At 67.2% G+C, this 26493-nt stretch carries 30 protein-coding genes and 2 tRNA genes; 29 read left to right on the top strand and 3 right to left on the bottom strand.

All coding sequences use genetic code 11. The annotated features are described in order from the left end of the window. From hemA to IM632_RS09095, 10 genes are all read left to right on the top strand, one after another. Positions 1-760 (top strand): 5-aminolevulinate synthase (gene hemA, locus IM632_RS09140; RefSeq protein WP_296552250.1); only part of this gene is annotated, 760 nt, incomplete at its 5' end. Positions 761-867: 107 nt separating this feature from the next. Then, a complete protein-coding gene (glyA, locus tag IM632_RS09135; protein ID WP_296497540.1) occupies positions 868-2163 on the top strand; it encodes a serine hydroxymethyltransferase in 1296 nt (431 codons plus the stop codon). Positions 2164-2204: 41 nt separating this feature from the next. Continuing rightward, entirely contained in the window at positions 2205-2678 is a 474-nt protein-coding gene (gene nrdR, locus IM632_RS09130) for a transcriptional regulator NrdR (RefSeq protein ID WP_296479746.1), read from the top strand. Then, positions 2668-3318, top strand: a complete 651-nt coding sequence (locus tag IM632_RS09125; RefSeq protein ID WP_296479747.1) for a RibD family protein — start codon at positions 2668-2670, stop codon at positions 3316-3318. Before nrdR ends, IM632_RS09125 begins: the two co-directional genes overlap by 11 nt. Further along, the gene (locus IM632_RS09120; RefSeq protein WP_296479748.1) at positions 3318-3908 is read left to right on the top strand and encodes a riboflavin synthase; all 591 of its coding nucleotides are present in this window, start codon (positions 3318-3320) and stop codon (positions 3906-3908) included. Before IM632_RS09125 ends, IM632_RS09120 begins: the two co-directional genes overlap by 1 nt. Before the next feature lie 26 nt (positions 3909-3934). Further along, positions 3935-4399 (top strand): 6,7-dimethyl-8-ribityllumazine synthase, encoded by a 465-nt coding sequence (gene ribH / locus IM632_RS09115; RefSeq protein ID WP_296479749.1) that lies wholly within the window; start codon positions 3935-3937, stop codon positions 4397-4399. After that, complete coding sequence (gene nusB / locus IM632_RS09110) at positions 4399-4854, top strand: transcription antitermination factor NusB (protein WP_296479750.1); 456 nt, start codon at positions 4399-4401, stop codon at positions 4852-4854. The genes ribH and nusB overlap by 1 nt, the downstream gene beginning before the upstream one ends. After that, positions 4841-5812: a thiamine-phosphate kinase gene (gene thiL / locus IM632_RS09105; protein WP_296479751.1), complete on the top strand. Its 972-nt coding sequence runs from the start codon at positions 4841-4843 to the stop codon at positions 5810-5812. Before nusB ends, thiL begins: the two co-directional genes overlap by 14 nt. 78 nt (positions 5813-5890) lie before the next feature. Continuing rightward, positions 5891-6361 carry a hypothetical protein gene (locus tag IM632_RS09100; RefSeq protein WP_296479752.1) on the top strand — a complete coding sequence of 157 codons (471 nt, stop codon included), beginning with the start codon at positions 5891-5893 and terminating at the stop codon, positions 6359-6361. Positions 6362-6590: 229 nt separating this feature from the next. Further along, positions 6591-8705, top strand: a complete 2115-nt coding sequence (locus IM632_RS09095) for a sodium-translocating pyrophosphatase (protein ID WP_296479753.1) — start codon at positions 6591-6593, stop codon at positions 8703-8705. Positions 8706-8832: 127 nt separating this feature from the next. Here the strand turns inward: IM632_RS09095 and bamE are convergent, their stop codons facing one another. Continuing rightward, positions 8833-9318: an outer membrane protein assembly factor BamE gene (gene bamE, locus IM632_RS09090; protein ID WP_293517365.1), complete on the bottom strand. Its 486-nt coding sequence runs from the start codon at positions 9316-9318 to the stop codon at positions 8833-8835. Positions 9319-9414: 96 nt separating this feature from the next. Here bamE and IM632_RS09085 point away from each other — a divergent pair, with 96 nt between their 5' ends. The 7 genes from IM632_RS09085 (at position 9415) to IM632_RS09055 (ending at position 13526) form a co-directional block, all read left to right on the top strand. Continuing rightward, positions 9415-9939 carry a ubiquinol-cytochrome C chaperone family protein gene (locus tag IM632_RS09085; RefSeq protein WP_296479754.1) on the top strand — a complete coding sequence of 175 codons (525 nt, stop codon included), beginning with the start codon at positions 9415-9417 and terminating at the stop codon, positions 9937-9939. Continuing rightward, a complete protein-coding gene (locus IM632_RS09080) occupies positions 9936-10457 on the top strand; it encodes a DUF177 domain-containing protein (RefSeq protein ID WP_293511494.1) in 522 nt (173 codons plus the stop codon). The genes IM632_RS09085 and IM632_RS09080 overlap by 4 nt, the downstream gene beginning before the upstream one ends. Positions 10458-10538: 81 nt before the next feature. Continuing rightward, positions 10539-11573, top strand: a complete 1035-nt coding sequence (gene plsX, locus IM632_RS09075; RefSeq protein WP_296479755.1) for a phosphate acyltransferase PlsX — start codon at positions 10539-10541, stop codon at positions 11571-11573. Next, complete coding sequence (locus IM632_RS09070; RefSeq protein ID WP_296479756.1) at positions 11570-12541, top strand: beta-ketoacyl-ACP synthase III; 972 nt, start codon at positions 11570-11572, stop codon at positions 12539-12541. The genes plsX and IM632_RS09070 overlap by 4 nt, the downstream gene beginning before the upstream one ends. A 111-nt stretch (positions 12542-12652) precedes the next feature. Then, positions 12653-12955: an integration host factor subunit alpha gene (locus tag IM632_RS09065; protein WP_296479757.1), complete on the top strand. Its 303-nt coding sequence runs from the start codon at positions 12653-12655 to the stop codon at positions 12953-12955. Between the two features lie 3 nt (positions 12956-12958). Next, the gene (locus tag IM632_RS09060; RefSeq protein ID WP_296479758.1) at positions 12959-13393 is read left to right on the top strand and encodes a MerR family transcriptional regulator; all 435 of its coding nucleotides are present in this window, start codon (positions 12959-12961) and stop codon (positions 13391-13393) included. 56 nt (positions 13394-13449) lie between these two features. Next, positions 13450-13526: transfer RNA gene (locus IM632_RS09055), tRNA-Pro, on the top strand. A 5-nt stretch (positions 13527-13531) separates the two neighbouring features. On the opposite strand, the gene IM632_RS09050 is transcribed toward IM632_RS09055, so the two are convergent. Then, positions 13532-13729, bottom strand: coding sequence for a DUF2842 domain-containing protein (locus IM632_RS09050; RefSeq protein WP_296479759.1), 198 nt, complete (start codon positions 13727-13729; stop codon positions 13532-13534). Between the two features lie 77 nt (positions 13730-13806). Between IM632_RS09050 and IM632_RS09045 the strand changes: the two genes are divergently transcribed. The 6 genes from IM632_RS09045 (at position 13807) to IM632_RS09020 (ending at position 18378) form a co-directional block, all read left to right on the top strand. After that, positions 13807-14838, top strand: a complete 1032-nt coding sequence (locus IM632_RS09045) for a COX15/CtaA family protein (protein ID WP_296479760.1) — start codon at positions 13807-13809, stop codon at positions 14836-14838. Positions 14839-14992: 154 nt separating this feature from the next. Beyond that, positions 14993-15466 carry a 50S ribosomal protein L13 gene (rplM, locus tag IM632_RS09040; protein ID WP_296479761.1) on the top strand — a complete coding sequence of 158 codons (474 nt, stop codon included), beginning with the start codon at positions 14993-14995 and terminating at the stop codon, positions 15464-15466. Between the two features lie 4 nt (positions 15467-15470). Further along, a complete protein-coding gene (gene rpsI, locus IM632_RS09035; protein ID WP_296479762.1) occupies positions 15471-15956 on the top strand; it encodes a 30S ribosomal protein S9 in 486 nt (161 codons plus the stop codon). 82 nt (positions 15957-16038) lie between these two features. Further along, the gene (gene argC, locus IM632_RS09030; protein WP_296479763.1) at positions 16039-17028 is read left to right on the top strand and encodes an N-acetyl-gamma-glutamyl-phosphate reductase; all 990 of its coding nucleotides are present in this window, start codon (positions 16039-16041) and stop codon (positions 17026-17028) included. Further along, the gene (msrB, locus tag IM632_RS09025; RefSeq protein ID WP_296479764.1) at positions 17015-17509 is read left to right on the top strand and encodes a peptide-methionine (R)-S-oxide reductase MsrB; all 495 of its coding nucleotides are present in this window, start codon (positions 17015-17017) and stop codon (positions 17507-17509) included. The genes argC and msrB overlap by 14 nt, the downstream gene beginning before the upstream one ends. Beyond that, positions 17506-18378: a hypothetical protein gene (locus IM632_RS09020; RefSeq protein ID WP_296479765.1), complete on the top strand. Its 873-nt coding sequence runs from the start codon at positions 17506-17508 to the stop codon at positions 18376-18378. The genes msrB and IM632_RS09020 overlap by 4 nt, the downstream gene beginning before the upstream one ends. Here IM632_RS09020 and phaC read toward each other — a convergent pair. Continuing rightward, positions 18362-20323: a class I poly(R)-hydroxyalkanoic acid synthase gene (gene phaC, locus IM632_RS09015; protein ID WP_296497542.1), complete on the bottom strand. Its 1962-nt coding sequence runs from the start codon at positions 20321-20323 to the stop codon at positions 18362-18364. The two genes, IM632_RS09020 and phaC, sit on opposite strands and share 17 nt — an antisense overlap. Before the next feature lie 76 nt (positions 20324-20399). On the opposite strand from phaC, the gene IM632_RS09010 reads away from it, so the two are divergent. The 6 genes from IM632_RS09010 to IM632_RS08985 all read left to right on the top strand — a co-directional run bounded on the left by IM632_RS09010 (position 20400) and on the right by IM632_RS08985 (position 26415). After that, positions 20400-20843, top strand: a complete 444-nt coding sequence (locus tag IM632_RS09010) for a hypothetical protein (protein WP_296479767.1) — start codon at positions 20400-20402, stop codon at positions 20841-20843. A gap of 108 nt (positions 20844-20951) precedes the next feature. Further along, complete coding sequence (locus tag IM632_RS09005; RefSeq protein ID WP_296479768.1) at positions 20952-22172, top strand: LL-diaminopimelate aminotransferase; 1221 nt, start codon at positions 20952-20954, stop codon at positions 22170-22172. Beyond that, on the top strand, positions 22169-23470 hold the full coding sequence (locus tag IM632_RS09000) for a homoserine dehydrogenase (RefSeq protein WP_296497544.1): 1302 nt from the start codon (positions 22169-22171) through the stop codon (positions 23468-23470). Before IM632_RS09005 ends, IM632_RS09000 begins: the two co-directional genes overlap by 4 nt. A 44-nt stretch (positions 23471-23514) precedes the next feature. Further along, the gene (glpX, locus tag IM632_RS08995) at positions 23515-24465 is read left to right on the top strand and encodes a class II fructose-bisphosphatase (protein WP_296483250.1); all 951 of its coding nucleotides are present in this window, start codon (positions 23515-23517) and stop codon (positions 24463-24465) included. A gap of 35 nt (positions 24466-24500) precedes the next feature. After that, a complete protein-coding gene (gene recJ, locus IM632_RS08990) occupies positions 24501-26270 on the top strand; it encodes a single-stranded-DNA-specific exonuclease RecJ (protein ID WP_296483252.1) in 1770 nt (589 codons plus the stop codon). A gap of 70 nt (positions 26271-26340) precedes the next feature. Further along, positions 26341-26415 (top strand) — tRNA-Glu (locus IM632_RS08985). Positions 26416-26493: the final 78 nt, after the last annotated feature.

Raw genomic sequence — 26493 nt, 5'->3', positions numbered from 1 at the left:
GCAGATCTTCCGGCACAACGACCTGGCGCACCTGGAAGAACTGCTGGCCGCCGCCGACCCGGCGGCGCCCAAGCTGATCGCCTTCGAGAGCGTCTATTCGATGGATGGCGACATCGCCGACATCCCCGGCACCGTGGCCCTGGCCAAGAAGTACGGCGCCATGACCTATATCGACGAGGTCCATGCCGTGGGCATGTACGGCCCCCGCGGCGCCGGCGTGTGCGAGCGTGACGGCGTCATGGCCGAGATCGACATCATCGAGGGCACCCTGGGCAAGGCCTACGGGGTCATGGGCGGCTACATCGCCGCCGACGCGGTGATCGTCGACGCCATCCGCTCCTATGCCGACGGCTTCATCTTCACCACCTCCGTCCCGCCGGCCGTGGCCGCGGGCGCCGTGGCCTCGATCCGCTGGCTCAAGGAACACAACGAGGTCCGGGTGAAGCACCAGGAGCGCGCCGCCGCCCTCAAGGCGCGCATGGAGGCCGCCGGCCTGCCGGTCATGCCCTCGGTCAGCCACATCGTGCCGGTGCTGGTGGGCGACCCCGTCCACTGCAAGCTGATCTCGGACATCCTGCTCGAGGAGCACGGGGTCTACGTCCAGCCCATCAACTATCCGACCGTGCCCCGCGGGACCGAGCGCCTGCGCTTCACACCCAGCCCCGCGCACACGGACGAGATGATGGATCATCTGGTCCGGGCGATGGAGAAGCTCTGGGTCCGCTGCAATATCCAGAGGGTCGGCGGTCAGGCCGCCTGAGGCCCGCCGATTTTTCCGCCTTTCGCCTGCCGATGACGGTTCCGCCCGGGGCGTCGAGGCTGTAAACAGCCCGCGTTCGGCCGCGCCGAATCCTCAGGACAGGCTCCATGACCACACAGACCCTCGTCGCCGGCGTTCCGGCGGGCTTCTTCTCGGCATCAGTCGCGCAGTCCGACCCCGCCCTCGGTGCGGTGATCTCGGGTGAACTCCGGCGCCAGCAGGACCAGATCGAGCTGATCGCCTCGGAGAACATCGTTTCCCGCGCCGTGCTCGAGACGCAGGGGTCGGTCCTGACGAACAAGTACGCCGAGGGCTATCCGGGCAAGCGCTACTATGGCGGCTGCGAAGTGGTGGACGAGGCCGAGGTCCTGGCCATAGAGCGGGCCAAGGCCCTGTTCGGCTGTGAGTACGCCAATGTCCAGCCGCACTCGGGCAGCCAGGCCAACCAGGCGGTCTTCATGGCTACTCTGACGCCCGGCGACACCTTCATGGGCATGGACCTGGCCGCCGGCGGCCACCTGACCCACGGCAAGAGCGTCAACCAGTCCGGCAAGTGGTTCCGGCCGGTGTCCTACGCGGTTCGGTTACAGGACCACCTGATCGACTATGACCAGGCCGCAGAACTGGCCCTGGCCGAGAAGCCCAAGGTGATCATCGCCGGCGGCTCGGCCTATTCCCGGCACATCGACTTCGCCCGGTTCCGCCAGATCGCCGATTCCGTCGGCGCCCTGCTGATGGCCGACATCGCCCATTACGCTGGCTTGGTGGCGGGGGGCGTCTATCCTAACCCCTTCCCGCACGCCCATGTGGTGACGACCACAACCCACAAGACCCTCAGGGGTCCGCGCGGCGGCCTGATCCTGACCAATGACAAGAAGCTGGCGAAGAAGCTGGACTCGGCGGTCTTCCCGGGCCTGCAGGGCGGCCCGCTCATGCACGTCATCGCCGCCAAGGCGGTGGCTTTCGGCGAGGCCCTGCGACCGGAGTTCAAGGCCTATGCCCGCCAGGTGATCGACAACGCCCGGGCCCTGGCCGACAGCCTGCAGCAGGCCGGCTTCCGGATCGTGTCGAACGGAACGGACAGCCACCTCATGCTGGTGGACCTGACGCCCAAGGGCGTGAACGGCGCCGAGGCCGGGATCGCCCTGGAGCGCGCCGGCATCACCACCAACAAGAACGGCATCCCGTTCGACCCGCTCCCGCCTGTCCAGACATCGGGGATCCGCGTCGGTACGCCGGCCGGAACCACCCGGGGCTTTGGCGAGGCCGAGTTCCGCCAGGTCGGCCGCTGGATCGGCGAGGTCCTCGACGGCGTCGCGGCCGGCGGGGACAATTCGGCGGTGGAGGCAAGGGTGCGGGGCGAGGTCCTGGCCCTGACGAAACGCTTTCCCATCTACGGCTGAGCCCTCTAATAGGGGTCGGCTAGGCCGGGAGGGGCCAGATCATGCGTTGCCCGTTCTGCGGACACCCCGAGAGCCAGGTGAAAGACAGCCGCCCGTCAGACGACGGCGCGGCGATCCGTCGGCGCCGGTCCTGTCCCGAGTGCGGGGGCCGGTTCACCACCTTCGAGCGGGTCCAGCTTCGCGAGATCACCATCCTGAAGCGTTCCGGCCGCCGCACGCCGTTTGACCGGGACAAGCTGGCGCGGTCCATTGCCATCGCCACCCGCAAGCGGCCTATCGAGCCCGAACGCACCGAGCGGATGATCTCGCAGATCGTGCGGCAGCTGGAGAGCCTCGGCGAAACCGAGCTCCCGTCCTCCGTCGTCGGCGAGATGGTGATGAAGCAACTCAAGGCCCTCGATGACGTGGCCTATGTCCGCTACGCCTCGGTCTATCGCGATTTCCGGGAGGCGGCTGAGTTTGCGACCTTCCTGGGCCGTGAGGGCCTGAGCGAGAGCGGAGAGGATGACCGCTAGCTGGGTCACCCTGAAGCTTGCGACCAGCCTGGACGGCCGGATCGCCACGGCGACCGGAGAGAGCCGCTGGATCACCGGTGAGGCCTCCCGCCTTGAGGTTCACAGGCTTCGCGCGGGACATGACGCCGTAGTGGTGGGAATAGAAACCGCCCTTGCGGACGATCCGGAACTCACTGTCCGGCTGGAGGGCCACTCCGGGCCCCAGCCGGCGCGGGTAGTGATGGACACCCGCCAGAGGCTTCCCGTCAGCTCTCGGCTTGCACGGACGGCCCGCGAAATCCCGACCTTCCTGATTTCGCCGGCGCCGCCTCGCCCGGACCTCGCCGCCCTCGGACTCCGCTTCGTCACGCTGGGAACCGGCGCCCTGCGCCCGGACCCAAGGGAGGCGGTCGAGGCCCTGCGCGTCGCGGGCCTTCGAAGGCTCTTCATCGAAGGCGGCGGCCAGGTCGCGGCGTCCTTTCTCGCCTCCGGCCTCGTGGACCAGCTGATCTGGTTCCGTGCGCCCCTTGTGCTCGGCGCACGGGGTCGACCCGCGGTGGGCGATCTGCCATGGGACCGTCTGGCCGAGGCGCCGCGCTTGCGGCGGGTTTCCATCGCCGAGTTCGGGCCCGACCTCTGCGAAACCTACGGGAGGATCTGATGTTCACCGGAATCGTCACAGACATCGGAACCGTCCGGATGGTCCGAGATACAAACAGGGATCGCCGGTTCGAGATCGGCACGGCCTACGACCTCTCCACCGTCGATATAGGGGCCTCGATAAGCCATTCGGGATGCTGCCTGACCGTCGTGGAGAAGGGTGAGGACTGGTTTGCAGTTGAGGTGTCCGGCGAGACGCTCGCGCTGACACACCTAGCGGACTGGGGGGTGGGTCGACGCGTCAACCTGGAGCGGGCGGCGAAGGTCGGAGACGAGCTGGGCGGCCACATCGTCTCAGGCCATGTGGACGGTATTGGAGAGGTGATCTCGATCACCCAGGAAGGCGGCTCGCGGCGGGTGCGTTTCCGCACGCCCAGGCCGCTCCACCGGTTCATTGCCCCGAAGGGCTCGATCACGGTCGATGGCGTTTCCCTGACGGTCAACGAGGTCGATGACGATGTCTTCGGCGTCAACCTGATCCCACACACCTGGGAAGTCACCACCCTGGGCGACCTCGCGCCGGGGGCCCGGGTCAACCTAGAGATCGACATGCTGGCCCGGTATCTCGCCCGCTGGCGCGAAACGGCCTAGAAGCGCCACTGAGAAGGAATGCTGACATGACCCCGGAAAAGGTGCGCCTGCTGATCGTCGAGGCGCGGTTCTATGACGACCTGGCGGACGAGCTCCTCCGGGGGGCCTCGGACGTGATTTCCGCCCACGGCGCGGAGTTTGACGTTGTGAGCGTCCCCGGTGCGCTGGAGATTCCTGGGGCGATCGCGATGGCCCATGAGGCCCGACACGCTCCGGGGGGCGTCAGCTACGACGGTTATGTTGCGCTCGGAACCGTCATCCGGGGCGAGACCTATCACTTCGAGATCGTCTCGAACGAGAGCGCCCGGGGGCTCATGGACCTGACTGTCCGGCAGGGGGTGTGCCTGGGGAACGGCATCCTGACGGTTGAGGACGAGGATCAGGCCTGGGAGCGAGCCCGGGTCAGCGAGGGCGACAAGGGTGGCGGCGCCGCGAGGGCCGCTCTGGACATGATCGGCCTGCGGCGGCGGTTCGTCGGTCAGGACCGGTAATGTCGACGTCTCATCAGGCCCGCTCCGTCGCCCGTCTCGCCGCGGTCCAGGCCCTCTACCAGATGGAAGTTTCTGGGACCGGGGTTGAAACTGTCGTCCGGGAGTTCTCTGACCATCGCTTCGACCGCGCGATCGGGGGCGAGGAGGGAGCGGACCTTGCGGCGGCGGATGAGACCTTCTTCGCCGAGCTGGTGCGGGGGGTTGTCACAGAGCAACGGCGTATCGATCCGGCGATCGCGCGGAGGCTGGCCCAGGGTTGGCGCCTGGAGCGCCTGGACGCCACGGTGCGCGCCATCCTGCGGGCCGGGGCCTTCGAGTTGGCGCATCGCCCGGACGTGCCCGTGGAGGTGGTGATCAACGAATACGTCGACCTCGCCCGGTCCTTCTTCGAGGGCCCCGAGCCCGGGTTTGTCAACGCCGCCCTAGACGGACTGGCCCGGGATGTCCGGCCCTGATCCCCTGAGCCCGCCGGACGAATTCGGCCAGATCGCCGAGTTCTTCCGGCCCCTGACCCGGGGGGATCCCGGGGCCTTCGACCTCCTGGATGACGCCGCGGTCGTGACGGCCCACACCGGGACCGATCTCGTGGTGACCCAGGACGCCATTGTCGAAGGCGTACACTTTCCCGCTGGTGAGGCCCCGGAGGACGTGGCCGCCCGTTTCTTCCGGGTCAACCTCTCGGACCTGGCGGCCAAGGGCGCAGAGCCCTTCGCCTGGCTCCAGACCCTCGCCTGGTCGCCAGAGTGGCCGCTCGAGCGCCGCCGCGCCTTCGCCGGCGGTCTGGCGCGGGAGGCCGGGATTTTCGGTCTGACTCTGCTGGGCGGGGATACGGTCTCGACCCCCGGGCCCTTCATGGCGTCCGGAACCTTCCTCGGCCGATGTCCGCCGGGCGGGGTCATTCGCCGCTCGGGCGCCCGGCCTGGGGACCTGCTTCTGGTCACCGGGCCGATCGGCGATGGGTGGCTGGGCCTGCAGGCGGTGACCGGAGCCCTCAAGGACCCTGACGGGGGCCTCGCAAGGAAGTTCCGCCGGCCTGAGCCCCGCCTCGATCTCCGGGCCCTCCTCAGGGCCTGCGCCCGGGCGGCGGCCGATGTCTCCGACGGGCTGATCGCCGATGCACGCCACCTGGCCGCCGCGTCCGGTTGTGGCGTCCACCTGGCGCTGGAGCGGTCGCCCTTATCCGAGTGGGGGGCGGACTGGCTTGCAAACGCTCCAGATGAGGTCGGCGCACGGATCGCCCTGGCCTCCGGTGGAGATGACTACGAGATCGTTCTTGCTGCGGCGCCGGCGCACCGCGAGGTCCTGGAGGCGGCGGGCTGCTCGGTCGTGGGGGTCTTTGTTGACGGCCCTTCAGAGGTGCTGCTCAATGGTCGGGCCCTGGATGTGGGCCCGGGGGGCTGGCGTCATGCCTGAGAGGGCTTACAGCTCCGGTCGGAAATCCGGTCCAAGAGCCTGTCGCGGGGCCGTTTTGTCGTACCGTCGAGAGTGAGAATGTCCCGAGGTCTTCTTCTCGTACTCCTGATCCTCCTGGCCCCGTCCGGGACTCCCGCCTTTGCTGCAGCGGAAAAGAACCCGTCTGTCCCGAATGAACCGAACGCCGACCTGCGGCTCGACGTGTCGGGTATCGGCCTGCCGATCCTCAGGAACGGGCAGGTCGTGAACTTCGTCTTCGTCCGCGCTCGGATCCTCCTGAACCCCGGACTGCCCCGCCCGGAAGTCGATGCCCGGGACCCTTTCATCCGGGAAGCCCTCATCCGTTCGGCCTATCGGGCGCCGCTCAACGCACCCAACGACTTCATGGCGGTGGATCCCAAGGTCTTCGAGGCTGTGCTCCTGCGGGAGGCCAAGGCGGTCCTCGGCGCCAATATCGCTCGCTCCGCCCATCTCAGGGACCAGAGACCCCAAAAGATTGTCTATGCGCCCAGGAAGTCAGGGAGTTCAGCGCCGCCGATCCGGCCCTGAGGGTCGGGTGTACAGGGATGCGCAGAGGCGGAGTAGGGGGCTCCAACGGCCGGGACTCGAACAGTCGTTGCATGCGGGGCCGAGGTTTGGCAGTTTCGCCCGTCTTTCGGCGGGCGCAGACTCGATTGCGCCGTCGTGGCGGGAAAACAAACGGAGACGGACGCCGCGGGGTGGAGCACTTTCACCTCCGGGTCGGCCTCCGCGCAGTCTTTGAAGGGGCGCTTCGACCATGGACTACATCATGCTGGCGATCTTGGCCGGCCTCCTTGCGGTGCTTTACGGCGTCGTCCAGACGGCCTCGCTCATGCGGGCCTCGCCTGGGAATGCACGAATGCAGGAGATCGCCGCGGCGATCCAGGAAGGCGCTCAGGCCTATCTGAACCGGCAGTATACGGCGATCGGCATCGTTGGCGCCGTGATCTTCCTGGCGCTTTTCCCGCTTCTCGGAAGCCTGGCGGCCTTCGGCTTTCTGATCGGCGCCGTCCTTTCCGGTGTGGCCGGGTTCGTGGGCATGCTGATCTCGGTCCGCGCCAACGTCCGGACCGCCCAAGCGGCCTCCGAAGGTCTGGCGCAAGGCCTGTCGATGGCTTTCCGATCGGGCGCCATCACCGGAATGCTGGTGGCGGGCTTCGCCCTGCTGGGCGTGGCGGGCTACTTCTATGCCCTGACCGGCCCGATGGGCCTGGCGCACAATGACCGCCATGTCATCGACGCCCTGGTGGCCCTGGGCTTCGGCGCCTCTCTGATCTCCATCTTCGCGCGTCTCGGCGGCGGCATCTTCACCAAGGGCGCCGACGTGGGCGGCGACATGGTGGGAAAGGTCGAGGCCGGCATCCCAGAAGATGACCCGCGCAACGCCGCCACCATCGCGGACAATGTGGGCGACAATGTCGGTGACTGTGCGGGCATGGCCGCCGACCTGTTCGAGACCTACGCCGTCACCACTGTGGCGACGATGGTGCTGGCCGCCATCTTCTTCGGGGCCGGCGCTCTGAACCTGATGCTCCTGCCGCTGGTCATCTGCGCGGTCTGCATCGTGACCTCGATCCTGGGGACCTTTGCCGTCCGCCTCGGGCGTTCGCAGAACATCATGGGCGCCCTCTACCAGGGACTGATCGTTACTGGCATCCTGTCCATCGGGGCCATTTGGTGGGCGGTCCACGCTCTGGTCCCGGCTCCGGTCACCACCAACAGCGGGTTGGTCATCGACGCCCAATCGCTGTTTCTCTGCGGCCTGGTCGGCCTCGCCGTCACCGCCCTTATCGTGGTGATCACCGAGTACTACACGGGAACGGGCTTCCGGCCGGTGAAGTCGGTGGCCAAGGCCTCGGTGTCCGGTCACGGCACCAACGTGATCCAGGGCTTGGCCATGAGCCTTGAGGCGACGGCGGCTCCGGCCATCGTCATCATCGCCGGCATCATGATCACCTATGGCCTGGCGGGTCTCTACGGCATCGCCATCGCGACGACCGCCATGCTGTCCCTCGCCGGCTTCATCGTCGCCCTGGACGCCTTCGGCCCCGTCACCGACAACGCCGGCGGCATCGCCGAGATGGCCGGTCTTCCCCCGGAAGTCCGTGTGACAACCGACGCCCTCGACGCGGTCGGCAACACCACCAAGGCGGTCACCAAGGGCTATGCGATCGGCTCGGCCGGTCTTGGCGCCCTGGTGCTTTTCGCGGCCTACACCGAGGACCTCAAGTACTTCTCGGCCGAGGCCAAGCCCGGCTCCTTCTTCGAGGGCCTGGGAACGGTCGCCTTTGACCTGTCCAACCCCTACGTCGTGGTCGGCCTGCTGTTTGGCGGACTCCTGCCCTTCCTGTTCGGCGGCATGTCCATGACCGCCGTCGGCCGGGCGGCGGAATCGGTCGTGGAGGAAGTCCGTCGCCAGTTCCGCGAGAACCCGGGCATCATGACCGGTGAGGTCAAGCCCGAGTACGGCCGTGCGGTCAGCATCCTGACCAATGCGGCCATCCGCGAGATGATCGTACCCTCGCTCCTGCCGGTGGTGTCACCGGTCGCCCTGTTCTTCGTCATCACCGCCGTGGCGGGCAAGGCCAACGGCTTCGCCTCCCTCGGCGCCATGCTGATGGGCGTGATCGTGACCGGCCTCTTCGTGGCCATCTCGATGACCTCCGGGGGCGGCGCCTGGGACAACGCCAAGAAGCTGATCGAGGAAGGTCACTACGGCGGCAAGGGTTCCGAGGCCCACAAGGCCGCTGTGACGGGTGATACCGTCGGCGATCCCTACAAGGACACGGCGGGTCCCGCCGTGAACCCGATGATCAAGATCACCAACATCGTGGCCCTGCTGCTGCTGGCCATCCTCTACTCGGCGGGTTGAGGCCCCGGCGGGTCGCAGGACCCGCCGCTCTGCCGCACAAAGGACGACGCCCCGGGATCACTCCCGGGGCGTTTTTCATTTTGGCGAAGCCTCGAGCGCCCGAAGGTGAGGCGCTGAGCAGCGCTCGTCAGCGACGGTCGCCCGGCCGGGACCCCGGGACGCCTTCTTCGTCGCGAGGCAGCACGCCTCCGGCGCCGATCGAGCCGATCAGCTGCTCCAGGACCGTGAGCTCGCGACCGCGGGTTGGGGTCTCCCGGCCGTTGAACGCGATGACCTTTCCATCCGCCAGGGTCAGATTGTCGACTGTCTTCACCGCCTCGGTCTCCTGGTCGAAGGTGATGACGGTGATGTCGCGGCGGGTGACGACCGGGCGCATGAAGGCCACAGTTTCCTTGATCTGGTTCATGTAGATCCAGACGTTGGTGTCGAAGGCGGACACGGCTGAGGGTGAGCCGAGGCGCCCGCGAACGGTGGCCTTGCTATCCTCGCCAGGCTTCACGTCCCTGGGATTGGCCTCGATGGCCTGGAATCCCGAGTAGGAGGAGATCGGCGCACAGGCGCCCGTCATGGCGGCTCCCGCGAGAAGGATGGCGAAGGCGGCGCGTTTCAGCATCGGGTTTGCGTTTCCTGTGTCCGGGCTTTGACCTAACGCTCGCCGCCCCTTACTGCAATGCCGCCATTAGCCGCGCGTCGCGGCGAAATCGAGGCCATGATGCGACTCTTCCGTAAACGACCTGCAGCTGAAGCCGGCCGCAGGCTGTACGCCGCCTGCGTCAGTCAGGCGCGGACGCCTTCGCTTTACGCGGAACTGGCGACCCCCGACACGGTCGAAGGGCGGTTCGAGCACTACAGCCTGCATGTCATCCTCGTGATGGACCGGCTTGTCCGGCAGGGTGAAGAGGCCGCTGAGGTCTCGCAGGGTCTCTTCGACGCCTATGTCCGGGCCCTGGACGATGCGCTTCGGGAAATGGGCGTTGGCGACCTCTCCGTCGGGAAGAAGATGCGCCGGATCGGCGAGGCCCTCTATGGCCGGCTCCGGAACTATGAAGCGGCCTTCACGGCGGAGGAGGGGTCGGACACTCTCGAGACCATCCTCGCCAGGACGGTCTATGACGGGGTCGAGGATCCACCCCTGGCCGAGATGGCGGCCTATGTCCTCAGACAAAGGGCCCATCTCGCCGACCTGAAACTGCAGGACCTGCTGGGCGGGACGATCACATGGGCGGCGGAATGACGGTCGATGGAACCATCCGCCTCGGCGATCTTGCTGCGGGGCCGGTCCGGCGGCGCCTCAAGCCAGACGCCCAGACCCGCGCCGCCCTCGCCGCAAGGTTGGGCCTTGAGGCCCTGCCGGAGCTGGAGGCCGACCTGGAGGTCCGGCCCTGGATGGATGGATGCGAAGTCGTCGGAGGCTTCGACGGGAAGGTCACCCAGGTCTGCGGGGTGAGCCTGGAGCCCTTCACGCAGACTGTTTCCGGAGACATCGACCTGCGTCTTGCGCCTGAGGGTAGCCCTCATCTCCCTGCGGACCTTACCGTCGGTGGAGAAATTGAGGTTTCCCTCGATACGCCGGATCCGCCGGAGCCTCTCGAGGGAGACACGATCGACCTTATGGTCATCCTCGGCGAACACCTCGCCCTTGCGATCGATCCCTTTCCAAAGCGTCCCGACGCGGTGTTTGAGTGGTCTCCTGAAACAGAGGACGCCTCGCCCTTTGCGGCGCTGCGCGCCCTGAAGAAGTCTCCGGAATGAGACTGGGCGCGCCACTCATTTGCATGCGGGGCGGCGGCCTGTATCCTTACACCTTGCGAAGGTAGGGGCGGGTTGAGTCTTTTGGCGGCTTCCAGTGTCATTGCGATCGACGCCATGGGCGGTGATCTCGGCGTTTCCGCCACGGTGCCGGGGCTGGCCCTCGCCCTGAAGCATCTGCCCGGGGGCGTTCAGTTTCTTCTTCACGGGGATCAGGCCGTAATCGGCCCGGAGCTGGCGCGGTCCCCGGAGCTGGCCCGCCGCAGCGAGGTGCGGCACACCGACAAGGTGATCGCCTCGGAGGAGAAGCCCGCTTCCGCCGTCCGGAGGGGAAAGGGCGCCTCCATGTGGAACGCCCTGGAGTCGGTGAAGTCCGGCGAGGCCGCCGCCGCAGTCTCCTGCGGCAGCACCGGGAGTCTGATGGCGATCGCCCGCCTCGTGCTGCGAATGAGCGTGCCGATGGACCGTCCGCCCCTGGTGGTGCCCTGGCCTGGCCTCAAGGGTGTGACGACCTTCCTTGACGCCGGCGCCAACATCGATTGCGACGCAGAGCGCCTCGTGGAGTTCGCCATTCTCGGCGAGGCCTATCACCGGGTGGCCTACGGAGTGGAGAAGCCGAGGGTCGGAATTCTCAATGTCGGCTCCGAGGACATGAAGGGCCACGATGCCGTCCAGCAGGCCCACGCCTTGCTGCGCAGCGGCCGGCTGGACATCGCCTATCACGGCTTCGTCGAGGGCGATGATCTGTCAACCAATCTTGTGGACGTCGTGGTCACGGACGGGTTCACCGGAAACGTGGCCCTCAAGACCGGCGAGGGCGCCGCCCGGTACATCACAGAGGAGCTCCGTGCGGCCCTGTCCTCCAGCATCGCCGCCAAGATCGCAGCCGTACTGGCCCGACCCGCCCTGCGTCGCTTCAAGGCCCGCATCACCCCGACCCCCGCCGCGCCGCTGCTGGGGCTCAACGGGCTTGTCATCAAGTGCCACGGCGGCGCGGACGCCAAGGACTTCGGTCGCTCGGTGGGTCTGGCCGTAGATCTTGCCGCGAGCGACTATATGAGCCAGATCCAGCGCAACATGTCCCGGCTCGGTGAGGCGGCGATGGGAGACCCGGCGTGATCCGCAGCGTTGTGACCGGGGTCGGCGGGTATCTCCCCGAGGAGATCCTGACCAACGCGGACCTGGCGCGTTTTGTCGACACCTCCGATGAGTGGATCCGGGAGCGGACCGGCATTCGCCAGCGACACCGCGCCGCGCCGGATCAGGCGGCATCCGACCTGGCGGTCGAGGCGGCGAGGAAGGCCCTTGAGGCGGCGGGTCGATCCGCTGCAGAGGTCGACCTGATCATCGTGGCCACCACCACGCCGGACCTCACCTTTCCGGCCGTCGCCACCATCGTGCAGCGCAAACTTGGCTGTCCTGTAGGCGTAGCCTTCGACGTGCAGGCGGTATGCTCGGGCTTCGTCTACGCCCTGTCCACGGCGGACGGGTTCGTTGCCCGGGGGCGTTCGAAGTGCGCCCTGGTGATCGGCGCCGAGACCATGACCCGGCTGATGGACTGGAGCGACCGCGGCACTTGCGTGCTGTTCGGAGACGGCGCCGGGGCCGTCGTCATAGAGCCCGGCGAGGGCAGGGGAGACGCCTCTGATCGCGGCCTGCTGGGCTTCGCCCTGCGCGCCGATGGCACAAAGCAGGACCTTCTGTATGTCGACGGCGGGGTTTCGACTAACGGCCAGATCGGGCATCTGCGCATGCAGGGCAATCAGGTGTTCAGGCATGCCGTGATCAACATTTCCGAGGCCGTCACGGCGGCGGCTGAAGACGCAGGCGTCGGAATCCCCGACGTGGACTGGTTCATTCCGCACCAGGCCAACCAGAGAATCCTTAATGGCGTCGCGAGCCGCCTGGGCCTGGACGAGTCCAAGGTCATTTCGACCGTCGCCGAGCACGCCAACACTTCTGCGGCCTCCATCCCCCTGGCTCTCGCCCAGGGCATCGCCGATGGTCGGGTTCGGCGCGGGCAGCTCCTGTTGCTGGAGGCCATGGGCGGAGGCCTGACCTGGGGCGCCTGCGCCCTCCGCCTCTGAGCGAGGCGCAACCTTCAAGATCAGGCTTGATGGGTCTGACTTTAAAGGCTTATCTGTTCATGAGCCGTATCCGTGCGGCTCGGCGGCTTATCTCTGGCAGGGACCTGGCTCATGGTTGGATTCACAGTGACCCGGGCGGATCTTGCCGAGGCTGTCCACGAAGAGGTGGGACTGACCCGTCAGGACTGTTCGGAACTGGTCGAACGGACACTCGAACTCACCGCCCAGGCCCTCGAGCGTGGGGAGCAGGTGAAGCTTTCGGGCTTTGGCGTCTTCCAGGTGCGGGCCAAGCGGGCCCGCATGGGCCGGAACCCCAAGACCGGCGAGCCGGCGGCCATCGAGCCCCGTCGGGTGATCGGCTTCAGGGCCAGCCAGGTGATGAAGGCGCGCATCGATCGCGCTCTCTCGAAGTAGGCCGTGGCCAAGGGTCCCGAAGCCTTCCGGACGATTTCCGAGGCCGCAGAAGAAGTCGGAGTGGCGCCGCACGTCCTGCGCTTCTGGGAGACGCGCTTCTCCGTTATCCGCCCCATGAAGAGGGCAGGCGGGCGCAGGTTCTACCGGCCCCAGGATGTCGCGCTGCTGCGCACCCTCAGGGTCCTGCTTCATGACCAGGGGCGGTCCATCAAGGATGTCCAGCGACTGAGCCGGTCCGAGGGTGTCCGGGCGCTTAACGACCTGGCGACCGCCTCGGTCCCGGTCTACGGGGTCGAATCCGTTTCGGGCGACCTGGCTGCGCGCCCGGCTGTTGAGCCCCGTGACAGACCAGATGAGGCTGGCCGGCGGAGGCTGGCGGCGGCCCGAGACGATCTTCTGGCGATCAAGCGACGGCTCGACGCCCTGCTTTCCGGCTGACGTCGAAATCGCTTGCCCGTCAGGCGCAAGCCGCTAGAAGAACCGCTCGCCGATGTCGGAGCGTAGCGCAGCCTGGTAGCGCACTTGACTGGGGGTCAAGGGGTCGTGGGTTCGAATCCCGCCGCTCCGACCATCGGCCTATCTGCCCCGGTTCATCCACGCGATGACCGGAAGGAGAGGTAGCCCCCAGGCCAGACCCGCCACGGCGAAAAAAACCATCTTGATTGCGTCGTTGTCCGGGAGACGGTCGGCGACGTGTGTCGCCGCGACGATATAGACGGCCATGAAGATCAGGATGGCCATGGAGCCGACAAAGCTGCGGAGACGGGGTTGCATGGGGCCAATATAGGACTCATCTCGCGTCCTGCCATCGAGAGATGGACGACGGCGTCAGACACGGCTAGCAGGACGGCATGAACGTCTCGACACCTCCAGACCGTTCCCGGCCTGTGGCGATCTGGCTCTTCTGCGTGGCCGCCCTGGTTCTGACCATGGTCATCGTCGGCGGCGCGACGCGGCTGACCGGCTCGGGCCTGTCCATCACCGAATGGCGCCCGGTCACCGGCGCCATCCCGCCCTTGAGCCAAGCTCAGTGGATGGAGGAGTTCGAGAAGTATCGGACGATCCCCCAGTACCAGCAGGTCAACCGCGGCATGTCCATGGAGGCCTTCCAGTTCATCTACTGGTGGGAGTGGGGCCACCGTTTCCTCGGTCGGCTCGTGGGGCTCGCTTTCGCCTTACCCTTCGCGGTGTTCCAGTTCCGGCGGCAGATCCCCCAGAGGCTTGTCGGGCGCTGCTGGGCCCTGTTCGCCCTGGGTGGGCTTCAGGGTCTGATCGGCTGGTGGATGGTGGCCAGCGGCCTCAGCGAACGGGTCTCGGTTGCGCCTGAGCGGCTGATGACGCACCTGGGACTGGCCTTCTTTCTTCTGGCCGCTCTTTTGTGGACGGGCCTTGAGGCCTGGAACGGACCTTCCCGAAGGCCGGCGCGCGGCCCCTGGTCTTTGGCGGCGCTGGGCCTTTCGATCATGGTCTACGTCCAGATTCTCCTCGGCGCCCTCGTGGCCGGAAACGACGCCGGCTATGTCCTCACGGACTGGCCGCTCATGGAGGGGAGGTGGTTCCCGGAGGGCTATGCATCTTCGGGGCTATGGACGACGATCGCCCATTCCATTCCTGCCGTTCAGTTCAATCACCGCTTCGGGGCCTATGTGCTGTGCGCTTGCGCCGCGGTGCTGATCGTTGCCTGCCTAAGGGACCGGGAGGCGCCGCTCGGCCTGCGTCGCATGGGCCTGGCCCTGGGCCTCGGCATCTTCAGCCAGGCGGCCTTGGGCGTTTGGACGCTGATGTCGGCGACTCCCCTGTCCCTCGGTCTTGCCCATCAGGCTGCGGCGGCGGGCGTCCTGGGTCTCGCGACGGGGTTCCTGTGGACCGCACGTCGCGCGTGAATGCGGTATTATAATACCGTCCTTTAATTCGTGCGTGTTTTCAGTAGGTTAGAGGTTTATTGGGGGCTCCCTGTTGACAGCCCTCCTGCGCCTGTCGTATCCGCGCCCCTCACCCCGGGCTACGGCCCGTGTTTAACCGAATGGACCCGTTCCCATGCTGAAGACGACGGCTTCGCTGAAGCCCGCCGACGTCGAGAAGAAGTGGATCGTGATCGACGCCGAGAACGCCGTGGTCGGCCGCCTCGCGTCCTTCATCGCCAACCGTCTCCGCGGCAAGCATCGCCCCGACTACACCCCGCACGTCGACTGCGGCGACTTCGTCGTTGTGGTCAACGCCGACAAGGTGAAGCTGACGGGGCGCAAGCTCCAGCAGAAGACCTACTACTGGCATACCGGCCACCCGGGCGGGATCAAGGAACGCACCGCGGACAAGATCCTCGGCGGCCGCTTCCCCGAGCGGGTGCTCGAGAAGGCCGTTGAACGCATGCTGCCGAAGGAAAGCCCGCTGGCCCGCAAGCAAATGACGCACCTGCGCATCTATGCGGGTGCGGATCATCCCCACGTCGCCCAGAACCCGGAGACCGTGGTCTTCGGCGACATGAACGCCAAGAACGTCCGGACCCAGTAAGCCCATGACCGACGCTCCCGCTCCCACGGGCTTCGACGCCCTGCAAAGCCTCTCCACCCAGGCCGCCGTCCAGCCGGTCGTTCATGAGCGCAAGCTCGACGCCCAGGGCCGCGCCTACGCGACCGGTAAGCGTAAGAACGCCGTCGCCCGCGTATGGATCAAGCCCGGCAAGGGCCAGATCACGATCAACGGTCGCGACCAGCAGGTCTATTTCGCCCGTCCGGTGCTGCGCATGATGATCGCCCAGCCGCTTGAGGTGTCCAACCGCGCCGGTCAGTTCGACGTGGTGGTCTCTGTGGCGGGTTCCGGCCTGTCCGGACAGGCGGGCGCCATCCGGCACGGCATCTCCAAGGCCCTGACCTACTTTGAGCCCGAGCTCCGTTCGGTTCTCAAGCCGCACGGATTCCTGACGCGTGACAGCCGCGTGGTCGAACGCAAGAAGTACGGCAAGGCCAAGGCCCGCCGCAGCTTCCAGTTCTCGAAGCGCTAGAGATCGGTTCATTCCGAAACCTGGGGCGCTTCGGTCATGCCGGAGCGCCCTTTTTCGTACCGCCAATCCAGGACAGGGCATCATGGAGTCGCAGCCTCTTCCCAGGGTCTTCATCGATGGCGAGGCCGGAACCACGGGCCTTCAGATCCGCGAGCGGCTGGAGCGCCGCAGGGACTTGTCCCTGCTGTCGATCGACCCGGAGCGGCGGAAGGATCCCGACGCCCGTCGCGAGCTTCTGAACGCCGCCGACCTGGTCGTGCTGTGCCTGCCGGATGATGCGTCCCGGGAGGCGGTGTCCATGATTGCAGCGCCTGAGGTGAAGGTGATCGACGCCTCGACAGCCTTCCGGACGGCGCCCGGCTGGACCTATGGCTTCGCGGAGATGGCGCCTGGCCAGCGGGCCGCCATCCAGCAGGCGCATCGTGTCAGCAATCCCGGCTGCTATCCCACGGGCTTTATCAGCCTGATCCGCCCGCTGGTCGACGCCGGGCTCCTGCCGGCCGCCTTTCCGGTCACCGTCAATGCGGTCTCGGGCTATTCCGGGGGCGGGAAGGGGCTGATTGCGGAGTTTGACGGGCCGGCGCCCTCCGGGACAGGGGACGTCTTCCGGGCCTATGGCCTGTCGCTCGCCCACAAGCACCTCCCGGAGATGCAGATTCACGGGCGGCTCGACCACCCTCCGGTTTTTGCGCCTTCGGTGGGCCGGTACGCCCAGGGCATGCTGGTGGAGGTTCCGCTCGCCCTTCACGCTCTGCCAGGAACGCCCTCGCCCGCCGTAATCCGGTCGATCCTTGAGGAAGCCTATGCCGGCGAGCGGTTCGTCCAGGTGGCTTCGGCGGACACCTGTGCGGAGCTCCAGAGAACCCGGGCAGGTGCGGCGGGCTATGTGGCGGATGTCGATCCGGAGTCCTTGAACGGCACCAATCAGCTCAGGCTCTTCGTCTTCGGATCGCCGGACGGTGGTCAGGCGCGGCTGATGGCGATCCTGGACAACCTGGGCAAGGGGGCCTCCGGAGCATGTGTCCAGAACCTGAACCTCATGCTCGGGCTTGAAGAAGATGCCGGTCTCTGACGCCCACTCCAATCGCCGGAGCCTCCTTCTGGGGGCAGCGGCCATCCTTGGGGCGCCTCCGGCCCTGGCCGCGTCGGATCCTTACGTCGGATCGCCCTTTCGTCGCCTCACCGAGGCGGAATGGCGCCGGCGTCTGCCACCTGTCGCCTTCGCCATCCTTCGGCAGGAGGACACCGAGAGGCCGGGATCAAGCCCGCTGCTGCACGAGAAACGGAGTGGGACCTACCACTGCCTGGGCTGTGACCTGCCGCTGTTCCGCTCGGCCTGGAAGTACGACAGCCGGACCGGCTGGCCCAGCTTCTACACGGCCATTCCCGGCGCCCTGGGGTTCAAGACCGACTGGCTGATCGGGGTTGCCCGCACCGAGTATCATTGCGCCCGCTGCCTGGGACACCACGGGCATAGATTCAACGACGGTCCCCGGCCGACTGGTCTGCGATACTGCAGCAACGGGTTCGCCCTCAGGTTCCAGCCGGCATGATCCGTCTGGTCGTCTTGCTTCTCGCCCTGCTCCTCGCAGGGTGTGCGGCCCCGAGGGCGGAGCTGGACGCCGACCGGATGGGAAGGCTCTTCATCGACGCCGTGCAGCGCGGCGACTGGCCCGCAATTGACCGCGGCCTCGCGCCCGCCCTGATGGCGTCGCCTGATTACGCTCAGCGGATCGAGGGCGTGCGCGCCGCCTTTCCAGCAGATCCGCCCTGGTCCATCCGCCTGCTGTCCTCAAGGCAGGTCCGGTCTGAAGCCGAGACGCCCGGTGAGCGCGCGGAGTTGCAGTATCTCTACACCTTTGCGGACCGCAGGGCGGTGATCGACCTGGCGGTTGTCCCTGTGGGCTGGCGTACAGTTGTCCCGGCCACGGCGCGCTCCCCCCGCAGGGAGTCGCCGATCCTGAGCGAGAAACCGGAAGCCCCCGCGCCCGGAGCCGGCGGATACGAGGTGGTCCGTGTCTACAAGGCTCTGTCCATGTCTTACACGGAGGTCACCGACGAGGACTCCGCGGCGCAGGCCTTCTGGGCGCCCGGACGGACGCCCGGACAGTGGCTGTTCCTTGCCCTGGCGGCGGCGACGCCCCTCTTCATGCTCTGGACCGCCGTGCGCGTCTTTCAGGCGCCCGCGCTTGAGGGACGGCTCTTGTGGGCGCTTCTTTGCCTTGGGGGCGTCGGGACGGCATGGATGGACTGGACCTCCGGAGTCACGGGGTTCATGCCCCTGAGCCTCAGGCTCATGGGCTTTGGCCTTGAGAAGGGACCCTCTCCGTTGGCGCCGTGGATGGTCAGCCTCACAATCCCGGCCGGCGCCCTGGCGGCCAGCCTGAGGCTGGCCCTTCTCCGGTTCAGGACTTCACCTTGACATAGCTTCCCGGCGCGTCCTCGAGCGGGGGCAGGGGACCGGCGGCGGGATCCCGCGCCGGGACCATGGGGCCGGAGCGCGTCCGGAGCCAGTCCGCCCAGTGGGGCCACCAGGATCCGGGGCTCTCCTCGGCGTCGGCCTGCCAGGCCTCAAGCGTCTCCGGCAAGGCGGGGTTGGTCCAGTGTTGGTATTTCTTCGCGACCGGCGCGTTGATCACCCCGGCGATGTGTCCGGACCCGGCGAGGGTGAAGGTCGTGGGCCCGCCAAAGAGACGTGCGCCGCGATAGACCGATCGGGCCGGGGCGATGTGATCTTCCTTCGAGGACTGGACATAGATCGGGGTCTTCACTGCGCCGAGGTTGAGCTTCACTCCGTCCAGCTCAAGCTCGCCCCTGGCGAGGGCGTTATCGCCGTAGAAGCGGCGCAGGTAGTACAGGTGCAGGGTCCGGGGCATCCGCGTCTGGTCGGAGTTCCAGAACAGCAGGTCGAAGGGCTTGGGTTCCTTTCCCAGCAGGTAGTTGCTGACGAAGAAGGACCAGATCAGGTCGTTGGAGCGCAGCATGTTGAAGGTGTCGGCCATGGTCTGGCCGGCCAGGACACCACCGCCGCTCTCCATCTGCTTCTCAAGGTCCGACAGCCACTCCTCGCTGGTGAAGAGCAGGAGGTCGCCCGCCTCGGAGAAGTCCTGCTGGGCGGCGAAGAAGGTCGCCGAGGCGATCCGCTTGTCTCCCTTCGCCGCCATGTGGGCCAGGGTCGCGGACAAAAGCGTGCCGCCGATGCAGTAGCCCACGGTGTTCACACGATCGACCCCGGCCTGTTTCATGGCCGCCGCCGTGCCCTCGTAGATCCCGAGGCGCATGTAGTCCTCGAAGGTCTTGTCAGCGAGCCGACCGTCCGGATTCACCCAGGAAGCGACGAAAACCGTGAAGCCCTGGCTAGTCAGCCAGCGGATCATCGAGTTCTCGGGTCGCAGGTCCAGAATGTAGAACTTGTTGATCCAGGGCGGGAAGATCACCAAGGGGATCTCATGCACCTGCTCGGTGCTGGGCGAGAACTGGATGAGCTGGATGATCTCGTTCTGGAAAACCACCTTTCCGGGTGCCGTGGCGACGTTCACCCCGATCTCGAACTGATCATAGTCCGTCTGGCTGATCGCCAGCTGCCCACCGCCCCGAGCCAGGTCGCCCGCGAAATTCTCCATACCGCGGACCAGGCTTTCGCCCCGGGTGGAAAGGGCCTCCTTGAGGGCCTCGGGATTGGAGGCGAGAAAGTTCGATGGCGACAGGGCGTCGGTCAGCATCCGGGTGAAGAACTCGACCCTGCGGCGGGTCATGGGGTCTATGTCCTCAGCCCGCGCCACGAGGCCATTCATCCAGTCCGAGGTGATCAGGTAGGATTGCTTGATGACGTCGAAGACCGGATTCTCCGTCCAGTCCGGCGCGTTGAAGCGCTTGTCGCCCTTGGTAGGCGTCGCCACCGGGGATCCGGTCTCGCCCATCGCCCGACGGGCGGCGAAGTGCCAAAGTTCGGCGTAGCGTCTCCAGAGGTCGCCCTGGGCTTGCATCAGCGCGTCGGGGCGGCCCGCCAGGCTGGCCATGACCTTCGCCATCGCCGGACCGACATGGAAGGGATCGGCGTCGAGGCCAGGGGCTCGGTCAGCCTGCCTCAACGCGGCCTCTGCGATGGCGCCCTGTGCAGTCATAGCGGCGCGGGCGAGGTTCCTCGACAGCGCTTCCATGATTTCCAGGGTCTCCGGACCCGCAGCCGAGAACGCTCCGGTGGAGGCGTCTTCCGGCTGAGGCCCGGGAGACGTGGCGGAAGCCGACGGCTGTGCCGCCGCTGCAGCCTGGGCTTTGGGTTGCGGCGCAGCCGCCCGGGTCTTGGCGCGACTGCGCTTGGTCGCAGCCTTCGCCGGCTTCGTAGCGGGGGTATCCTTGCTGACCATGATATGGCCTCCATCGCCCCGGATGGGGTCCTCAGGCTTTCTTAGACGTGGATCATGACATAAGACCGGGCTGATCATGAAGCGCTACCCCGTACAGCACCCGATTCCCCGCTGCGGCCTCGTCCCGGCGCCTCTGGCGCTGGCCCTGCTGATCAGTGGCTGCGCAACGTCTCAGGGCGGCCCTGCACCGGAGACAGCGGCGGCGGCTGCGGAAGTCTCGGCGATCGCTGAGGCCCCGCGGGCCTACCCTCGGTTTTCCGACATTCCGGCTCTGCCCGAGGATGCGCGCCCGCTGGCGGTCTGGGGGCAGATCGCAAGCGATGTCCTGGCCGGTGGCTCTGACCTCGTGAGAGACACTTCGGAAGAGACCTGGACGCTCCGGGACACGGAGTCCTTCGCCTCGGAAGCGCGGCTGGATGCAGGTCCCCCCGCACCCATGATCTCTGCGACAGGAGCGGCCGAGGCCTTCGCCCGGGAGGTGCGCAAGCGAGCTACACCGCCTCCGCCGCCCGTTCGCTAGGGCCCGCGGAGGCGATCTTCTCAAACCGCTTGGCGGCCTTCGGAGCGAAGGCTATGCCAAGTTTGAACAGGCTCCCCATTCGCCGTGACCTGCGCGGCCAGAGCAGACATGACACCCGAGTTTCATCGTATCCGCCGCCTCCCGCCCTACGTCTTCGAGGAGGTGAACCGCATCAAGGCCCGCCTGCGCGGGGAGGGCGTGGACATCATCGACTTCGGCATGGGCAACCCCGACATGCCGACGCCCAAGCACATCGTCGACAAGATGATCGAAACGGCCCGGGACCCGAAGGCCGGGCGATACTCCGCCTCCAAGGGCATCATCGGCCTGCGCAGGGCCATGGCCGGCTATTATGAGCGCCGCTTCGGGGTGCATCTGGACCCCGACACCGAAGTCATCGCGACTCTGGGTTCGAAAGAAGGCTTTGCGAACCTGGCGCAGGCGCTGACGGCGCCTGGCGATGTCATCATCTGCCCGAACCCGGCCTATCCGATCCATGCCTATGGCTTCATCATGGCCGGCGGTGTGATCCGGCATGTCCCGGCTCTGTCTCCGGAAGAGTACCTCTCCGGCATCAGCCGGGCGGTGAAGCACTCGGCGCCGCCGCCCTCGGTGCTCATCCTCTCCTATCCCTCGAACCCGACAGCGCAGTGGGTGGACCTCGACTTCTACAAGGAGGCCGTGGCCTTGGCGCGCCGGCATGACATGCTGGTCCTCTCGGACATTGCGTATTCCGAGATCTATTTCGACGATAATCCGCCGCCCTCCGTGCTCCAGGTCCCGGGCGCCAAGGACATCGCCGTGGAGGTGAACTCCCTGTCCAAGACCTACGCCATGGCTGGCTGGAGGGTGGGCATGGTGGTGGGTAATGCGCGCATCTGCGCGGCCCTGGCCAGGGTGAAGTCCTATCTCGACTATGGAGCCTACACGCCCATTCAGGTCGCCGCCGCCGCCGCCCTCAACGGGCCGCAGGACTGCGTCGAAGAGATCCGGGGGATCTATAAGGGACGCCGGGACACCCTGGTGGAGTCCATGAAGCGTGCGGGCTGGGACATTCCCGCGCCGCCCGCATCGATGTTCGCCTGGGCGCCCCTGCCTGAAGCCTTCCGGGAGGCCGGCTCGATGCTGTTCTCAAAGCTGCTGATCGAAGAGGCGGGTGTTGCGGTCGCCCCTGGCGTGGCCTTCGGCGAGTATGGCGAGGGCTACGTCCGCATCGGGCTGGTCGAGAACGAGAACCGAATCCGGCAGGCCGCCCGGAACGTCCGCCGCTTCTTGGCCAACGCCGAGGAGATCCTTGGCAGGGCCCACAATACGGGAACAGGCCTATGAGCATAGCCGGCAACCACATGACCTGGCGCGTCGGCGTCGCGGGTCTGGGAACGGTTGGTGGAGGCCTCCTCGGCTTTCTCGCTGAACGGCCGAACTTCGCCCCTGCCGGCGGGAAGGTCGTGGTGACCGGCGTCTCGGCCCGGTCTCGGTCGCGGCCGCGTCCCGTCGACATCTCGCAGCTGGCCTGGTTCGACGACCCGGTGGCCCTGGCGCAGTCGCCGGACATCGACATCTTCGTGGAGCTGGTCGGCGGTTCGGACGGCCCTGCGAAGGCGGCGGTTGAGGCGGCCCTCGAGGCGGGCAAGGCCGTGGTGACGGCGAACAAGGCCCTGATCGCGGAACACGGCGCAGAGCTGGCTTCCCTCGCAGAGAGCCGGGGGATCCCCCTGCTGTTCGAAGCCGCCGTGATGGGGGGCGTACCGGCGGTGAAGACCGTACGCGAGGCTCTTGTCGGCGAGGAGATCCGCAGCCTCTCCGGGATCCTCAATGGCACCTGCAACTATATCCTGACGGAGATGGAGACTTCGGGCTCAGCTTTCGCCGACGTCCTGGCCGAGGCCCAGCGACTGGGCTATGCCGAGGCGGATCCAACCATGGATGTCGGCGGCTTCGACGCGGCGCACAAGATCACAATCCTGGCGGCCCTGGCCTTCGGTGGATCACCGAATTTCGCTGCGGCGGAAGTTCACGGTATCACCGGCGTGGATCTGCTCGACATCCGCCTGGCGGGCGACCTTGGCTATCGGGTCAAGCTCATCGCCTCGGCTGAAAGGGCGGGCACAGGCGCGCGGGTCCGGGTCCGGCCCTTCCTTGTCCGCAAGACCCATCCGATCGCCCAGGCCGATGGCGCGCTGAACGCCCTGTTCATCGAGGGAAGCCGCATCGGCCGGATCTTCCTTCAGGGGCCGGGCGCCGGCGCCGGGCCCACGGCGGCTGCGGTGGCGGCCGACATCGCCGACGTCATGACTGGCGCGCGCCGGCCCGTCTTCCAGGCGCCTGCTGAGACCCTAAGCCCCTGCGCACCCTCCGAGGGCGTTGCCGCCACGGGCCGAGGATACATCCGGGTCATGGTCCGCGATGAGCCCGGTGTTCTCGCCGCCGTGTCCGAGGAACTTGCGGAAGCAGGCGTATCGATCGAGAGCTTCCTCCAGAAGCCTCCGGGCGAAGCCGCTGGCGTTCCCATCGTCATGACGACGCACACAGTGGCCGAGTCCGTCCTCGATGCGGCGGTGGCCCGGATCGCACGGCTTCCGGCGGTCCTGGAGCCGCCGCGGCTTCTGCACATCGCAGGCATCTGAGAATCGCCGATAACCCTGGCCCTAGCGCCGTCCGGAGACCCTTCATGAGCACCGAGAATCTGGACAGCGGCCTTGTCCTTGATGCTGTCCGCGTTACCGAAATCGCCGCGATTGCCGCGTCTACCCTGGTCGGCCGTGGGGATGAGAAGGCGGCGGACCAGGCCGCTGTCGACGCCATGCGTACGGCGCTCAACGGTCTGGCCATCGACGGCGAAATCGTGATTGGAGAGGGCGAGCGGGACGAGGCGCCCATGCTCTACATCGGCGAGAAGGTCGGCCGCGGAGGCGCGGCGATCGATATCGCCCTGGACCCCCTTGAGGGCACCACTCTGACGGCAAAGGCGATGGCCAACGCCCTCGCGGTGATGGCCTGGGCCCCCAAAGGTACGCTCTTGAACGCGCCCGACACCTACATGGACAAGATCGCTTGCGGTCCTGGCTACCCCCCCGGGGTCATCGACCTTGACCGCTCCCCTGCGGATAATGTGCGGGCGCTGGCGGCGGCGAAAGGCGTCGCGCCGGAGGCGATCACAGTCTGCGTTCTGGACCGGCCCCGACACGCCGAGGTCATCGCCTCTATCCGGTCCGTGGGGGCCCGGGTCAACCTGATCACCGACGGCGACGTCGCCGGCGTCATTCACACTTCTGATCCGGCCACCGGCATTGACCTCTATCTCGGCCAGGGCGGGGCGCCGGAGGGCGTCCTCGCCTGTGCGGCTCTCAAGTGCGTAGGTGGTCAGTTCCAGGGGCGCCTGGTCTTCCGGAACGTCGACGAAAAGGAGCGGGCCCGTCGGGTCGGCATCACCGACTTCGACAAGAAATACGACCTGCACGAAATGGTCCGGGCCGACGCCATCTTCGCCGCCACGGGCGTGACCAAGGGCGCTCTGCTCGATGGCATACGCCATGAAGGTGGCCATATCGTCACCCATAGCCTTGTAATGAACTCGTCCACGGGAACGGTCCGCGAAGTGCGGATGCGGCGCCCGGCCTGATCGCTGTGACTCTCGGGGAGGGTCCCTTTCTCGGAGTGGGCCGTTCCCTGACCGGGCGCGCCTGGGCGGCCCGGCCCGCTGCGGCGGACCTTGTCCGCCGGCACCAGAATATGCTGGGCCTCAGCGAGCCCCTCGCCCGCGCCCTGGCCTCAAGGGGAGTGGGGCCGGAGGAGGGCGAGGTCTATCTCAACCCCACCCTCAAGGCTCAGTTCCCCGACCCTTCCTCCTTCCGGGATATGGACCGAGCGGCGGAAGTTCTGGTCGATGCGCTCGCGAGGGGCCGACCTATGGTGGTCTTCGCCGACTACGACGTCGATGGCGCCGCCAGCGCCGCTCAGGTGGTGCGCTGGATGCGCGCCATGGGCAGCGAGGTTCCGATCTACATCCCTGACCGGGTCACCGAGGGCTATGGGCCCAGTCCCGCTGTGTTCAGGGCGCTGAAGGAGAACGGGGCTGAGCTCGTCGTCACCCTCGACTGCGGCGCCGCGGCGGTGGATGCCCTCGAGACCGCCAGGGAGATCGGCCTCGACGTCGTTGTGATCGATCACCACCTGATGCGTCCGGGAGAGGTTCCGCCCGCTGCGGCCCTGGTCAATCCTAACCGACCCGATGACAATTCAGGGCAGGGGATGCTCGCCGCAGCCGGAGTGGCCTTTGTCCTTCTCGCCGCGCTCAACCGCGAGGCGCGACGCCGGGGTCTCTTTGCAGACCGCCCGGAGCCTGACCTTCGCCAGTGGCTCGATCTCGCGGCCCTGGGCGCTGTGTGCGACGTCACCGCTCTGACCGGGTTCAACCGCGCGCTTACGGCCCAGGGGCTGAAGGTCATGTCACGGTGGGCCAATCCGGGCCTGAAGGCCCTCGCCGACATCGGCAAGGTCAGTGGACCTGCAACCACCTTCCACGCGGGTTTCATCCTTGGGCCACGCATCAACGCTGGCGGCCGGATCGGGCGGTCGGACCTGGGCGCGCGCCTGCTGGCGACCGACGACCCGCAGGAGGCGGCGGCCCTCGCGGCCCAGCTGGATGAGCTGAACGGCCAGCGCAAAGCTGTGGAGCAGGCCGTTCTGGACGAAGCCGTGGCGATCCTGGAGGCGGATCGCAGCCATGTGTCCGCACCGGTCCTGGTGGTGTCGGCGCCGGGCTGGCCCCCGGGTGTGATCGGCATCGTCGCCGGGCGGCTTCGGGAACGATACCGACGCCCTGTCGTGGTGATCGGCGTCGACCTGGCCTCCGGGGTCGGCAAGGGGTCAGGACGCTCCCAGCCCGGCGTGAACCTGGGCGCCGCGGTCCAGGCCGCCTTTGACGCGGGGATCCTGCTTTCAGGCGGCGGCCACGCCATAGCCGCAGGGCTGTCCTTGCGTCCGGACCGCATCCCGGAGCTCAGGGACTTCCTGGTCTCCGCCCTGGGGGAGGACCAGGCCCGTGCGGCCGAGGCTGACGCCCTGGAGCTCGACGCCCTCATCACCCCAAAGGGCGCCGACCGGGCCCTGCTGGACTCCTTCTCCCGGCTCGCGCCCTTTGGCCCCGGGAACCCTGAGCCCGTCTTCGCCGCAGCGGACGTCCGCATAGAGCGTCCGATCCCGATGCGGGGGGGACATGTCCGCGTGACTCTCTCTGACTCCGCCGGCGGGCGACTGAAGGCTGTGGCCTGGCGCGCCGAGGAAACACCCCTGGGACAGGCCCTGCTCGCCGGCGGCGTCCTCCACGTCGCCGGCCGCCTCCGACCCGACGACTGGCAGGGAAGGGCCTCCGTAGAACTCGAGATCGAGGACGCGGCGGATCCCCGGCGGGTCGAATCCGACTGATCGGCGAGGCTGGCGGAAGGCGTCTTGCACACCCCCGTGAAGCTGGATATAGACCCCGTCTCGCGTCTGCGGTCCCTTCGTCTATCGGTTAGGACGCCAGGTTTTCAACCTGGAGAGAGGGGTTCGACTCCCCTAGGGACTGCCACGCAAGGCTGAATCTCCTCGCATTTCTGCGTTTCCTGATCTGGGCCCCACTTAGGGTCCATGACCCTTCGCGGCTGCC

The organism is Phenylobacterium sp. (assembly GCF_020402505.1).
Classification (GTDB): Bacteria; Pseudomonadota; Alphaproteobacteria; order Caulobacterales; family Caulobacteraceae; genus Phenylobacterium.
Note: the sequence above shows the minus strand (reverse complement) of the source record. Positions and strands in the feature narration are given on the sequence as shown.

Bases quoted from the DNA above. Each gene is read 5' to 3' on its own strand.
- IM632_RS09000 (WP_296497544.1), top strand. From the start codon at position 22,169: ATGAGCATAGCCGGCAACCACATGACCTGGCGCGTCGGCGTCGCGGGT.
- thiL (WP_296479751.1), top strand. From the start codon at position 4,841: ATGTCCGGCCCTGATCCCCTGAGCCCGCCGGACGAATTCGGCCAGATC.
- msrB (WP_296479764.1), top strand. From the start codon at position 17,015: ATGCCGGTCTCTGACGCCCACTCCAATCGCCGGAGCCTCCTTCTGGGG.
- ribH (WP_296479749.1), top strand. From the start codon at position 3,935: ATGACCCCGGAAAAGGTGCGCCTGCTGATCGTCGAGGCGCGGTTCTAT.
- phaC (WP_296497542.1), bottom strand. From the start codon at position 20,323: ATGGTCAGCAAGGATACCCCCGCTACGAAGCCGGCGAAGGCTGCGACC.
- IM632_RS09050 (WP_296479759.1), bottom strand. From the start codon at position 13,729: ATGCAACCCCGTCTCCGCAGCTTTGTCGGCTCCATGGCCATCCTGATC.
- IM632_RS09045 (WP_296479760.1), top strand. From the start codon at position 13,807: ATGAACGTCTCGACACCTCCAGACCGTTCCCGGCCTGTGGCGATCTGG.
- IM632_RS09010 (WP_296479767.1), top strand. From the start codon at position 20,400: ATGAAGCGCTACCCCGTACAGCACCCGATTCCCCGCTGCGGCCTCGTC.
- bamE (WP_293517365.1), bottom strand. From the start codon at position 9,318: ATGCTGAAACGCGCCGCCTTCGCCATCCTTCTCGCGGGAGCCGCCATG.
- IM632_RS09120 (WP_296479748.1), top strand. From the start codon at position 3,318: ATGTTCACCGGAATCGTCACAGACATCGGAACCGTCCGGATGGTCCGA.
- rplM (WP_296479761.1), top strand. From the start codon at position 14,993: ATGCTGAAGACGACGGCTTCGCTGAAGCCCGCCGACGTCGAGAAGAAG.
- nusB (WP_296479750.1), top strand. From the start codon at position 4,399: ATGTCGACGTCTCATCAGGCCCGCTCCGTCGCCCGTCTCGCCGCGGTC.
- nrdR (WP_296479746.1), top strand. From the start codon at position 2,205: ATGCGTTGCCCGTTCTGCGGACACCCCGAGAGCCAGGTGAAAGACAGC.
- IM632_RS09100 (WP_296479752.1), top strand. From the start codon at position 5,891: ATGTCCCGAGGTCTTCTTCTCGTACTCCTGATCCTCCTGGCCCCGTCC.
- glyA (WP_296497540.1), top strand. From the start codon at position 868: ATGACCACACAGACCCTCGTCGCCGGCGTTCCGGCGGGCTTCTTCTCG.
- argC (WP_296479763.1), top strand. From the start codon at position 16,039: ATGGAGTCGCAGCCTCTTCCCAGGGTCTTCATCGATGGCGAGGCCGGA.
- IM632_RS09125 (WP_296479747.1), top strand. From the start codon at position 2,668: ATGACCGCTAGCTGGGTCACCCTGAAGCTTGCGACCAGCCTGGACGGC.
- IM632_RS09065 (WP_296479757.1), top strand. From the start codon at position 12,653: ATGGTTGGATTCACAGTGACCCGGGCGGATCTTGCCGAGGCTGTCCAC.
- rpsI (WP_296479762.1), top strand. From the start codon at position 15,471: ATGACCGACGCTCCCGCTCCCACGGGCTTCGACGCCCTGCAAAGCCTC.
- IM632_RS09005 (WP_296479768.1), top strand. From the start codon at position 20,952: ATGACACCCGAGTTTCATCGTATCCGCCGCCTCCCGCCCTACGTCTTC.
- IM632_RS09085 (WP_296479754.1), top strand. From the start codon at position 9,415: ATGATGCGACTCTTCCGTAAACGACCTGCAGCTGAAGCCGGCCGCAGG.
- IM632_RS09095 (WP_296479753.1), top strand. From the start codon at position 6,591: ATGGACTACATCATGCTGGCGATCTTGGCCGGCCTCCTTGCGGTGCTT.
- IM632_RS09020 (WP_296479765.1), top strand. From the start codon at position 17,506: ATGATCCGTCTGGTCGTCTTGCTTCTCGCCCTGCTCCTCGCAGGGTGT.
- IM632_RS09080 (WP_293511494.1), top strand. From the start codon at position 9,936: ATGACGGTCGATGGAACCATCCGCCTCGGCGATCTTGCTGCGGGGCCG.
- glpX (WP_296483250.1), top strand. From the start codon at position 23,515: ATGAGCACCGAGAATCTGGACAGCGGCCTTGTCCTTGATGCTGTCCGC.